Annotated in this window: 2 protein-coding genes; one reads left to right on the plus strand and one right to left on the minus strand. The window is 60.3% G+C overall.

Translation table 11 applies throughout. The features are described from left to right. The coding region (locus tag RT662_RS13075) for an aminotransferase class I/II-fold pyridoxal phosphate-dependent enzyme (RefSeq protein ID WP_313671139.1) at positions 1 to 699 on the minus strand (699 nt) is incomplete at its 3' end. A gap of 314 nt (positions 700 to 1,013) precedes the next feature. On the opposite strand from RT662_RS13075, the gene RT662_RS13080 reads away from it, so the two are divergent. Continuing rightward, positions 1,014 to 2,282, plus strand: a 1,269-nt coding sequence (locus RT662_RS13080) for a class I poly(R)-hydroxyalkanoic acid synthase (RefSeq protein ID WP_313671140.1), incomplete at its 3' end; no start/stop codon positions are given.

Raw genomic sequence — 2,282 nt, forward strand, 5'->3', positions numbered from 1 at the left:
CTCGATCGCCACGTCCTTGGCGCCCGGCACCTGCAGGATCGACGGCGTGGGCTGCCGATCGAAATAGATTTCCGAATAGGCCAGATCCGAAAGCACCCAGATATTGTGCTTCTTCGCGAACGCCACCACGCGCTCATAGAAGGCCAGATCGGCAACTTCGGCGGTGGGGTTGCTCGGATAGCCCATCACCAGCACGCTCGGCCGCGGCACGGTAAACCGCACCGCCCGCTCCAGCGCCTCGAAATATTTCTCATCCGGTGTGGTCGGCACGCTTCGGATGGTGGCGCCGGCAATGATGAAGCCGAAGGTATGGATCGGGTAGGACGGGTTGGGCGCCAGCACCACATCGCCCGGCGCGGTGATCGCCTGGGCAAGGTTGGCGAGGCCTTCCTTCGATCCCAGCGTAACGACAACTTCGGTTTCCGGATCAAGATCAACCCCGAACCGGCGGTCATAATAAGCCGCTTGGGCACGGCGCAGGCCGGGAATGCCCTTCGACGCCGAATAGCCATGCGCATCCGGCTTGGCCGCAACTTCGGCCAGCTTGGCGATCACGTGCGGCGGCGGCGGCAGATCGGGATTGCCCATGCCCAGATCGATGATGTCATCACCCCGGGCCCGCGCTGCTGCCCGCATGGCGTTCACTTCCGCGATCACATAGGGCGGCAAACGTTTGATGCGGTAGAAATCGTCCTGCATGGCCATGGTCCTTAGGCAACGGGTGGACAAAAGAAAAGCGGCGGTGGAACCATTTTGTTCCGCCGCCGCCGGTTGGAGAGTTCGAATGTTGCGAAACTCTCAGCTCGGCGGCGCTCCTGCAGCCACAACGGCTGCTGCGGCGGCTGCGGGTGCAGCGCCGACGATCGCAGCAATGATGGTGGCCCGATTGGTCACAGGTGGAACGCCTTTGCAGCCGGCACCCCATGTGCCAGCAAATCCGCCGATAGCTGAAATGCCCGGCTTGGCAAAGCCCCGCCACAAGAGGCAAGGTGCAATATCAGGAGATCACCCCCATGACTGCCAAGCCCGAAACACCAGACGCTCAAGCCCTGCAGGTGCAGGCGCAGGAAAACTTCCAGAAATTCACCGATCTGATGGGCAAGGGCCAGCAGATGATGCTGGAATTCTGGACGAAGGAACATTCGGCCACGCCGATGGTCACCGATCCGATGGGCTTCATGTCCACCTGGCAGAAGGCGATCACGGCCATGATGTCCGATCCGGCGCGCCTGGTGGAACAGCAGCAGAAATACATGGCCGATGCCATGGCGCTGTGGAAAAACTTCCTCACCCCCGATGCCGAAAAACCGGTGATCAAGGACAAACGCTTTGCGGGCGAAGCCTGGGCGCAAAATCCGGCTTTCGATTTCCTGCGCCAATCCTATCTGCTCACCGCCAGCCATTTCATGGCAGCCGCACACAAGCTTGATGGGCTGGAACCCGCCGAAAAGGCCAAGGCGCAATTCCTGATCAAGCAGTTCGTGGACGCGATGAGCCCGTCCAACTTCGCCCTCACCAATCCCGAAGTGTTGAAAACGACGGCCGAAACCGGCGGTGCCAATCTGCTCAAGGGCCTCGAACATCTGCTCGGCGATCTGCAGACTGGCCGCATGAAGATGACTGACGAAAACGCCTTCGAAGTCGGCCGCAACGTCGCCATCACGCCGGGCAAGGTCGTCTATCAGAACCGCCTGTTCCAGCTCATCCAGTACACGCCCACCACGGAGACGGTGTACGAAACCCCGCTGGTGATCTTCCCGCCGTGGATCAACAAATTCTACATCCTCGATCTTACGGCGGAAAAAAGCTTCATCCGCTGGGCTGTCGAACAGGGCATCACCGTGTTCGTCGCCAGCTGGAAAAATGCCGATGAAAGCATCGCCGATGCCACGATCGATACCTATGTCGAAGAAGGCATCTTGCAGGCGGTCAGCGTGGCGCGCGAGATCTGCAAGACAGAAGGCGTCCACACCATCGGCTATTGCGTCGCCGGCACCACGCTTGCCGCCGCCATGGCCGTGCTCGAAGCCCGCGGGCAGGCCAGCCAGATCACGTCCGCCACCTTCTTCACCGCCCAGGTGGACTTTGCCGATGCCGGCGAACTGAAATTCTTCGTCGACGATCCCAGCGTCGAAACGCTGGACAAGATGACCGAGGACAAACACGTGCTCGATGGCCGCTTCATGGCCACCACCTTCAACCTGCTGCGCTCCAACGATCTGATCTGGAACTATGTCGTCAACAACTACATGCTGGGGAAAGACTATTTCCCCTTCGATCTG

The organism is Sandarakinorhabdus sp. (genome assembly GCF_032115815.1).
Taxonomy (GTDB): domain Bacteria; phylum Pseudomonadota; class Alphaproteobacteria; order Sphingomonadales; family Sphingomonadaceae; genus Sandarakinorhabdus.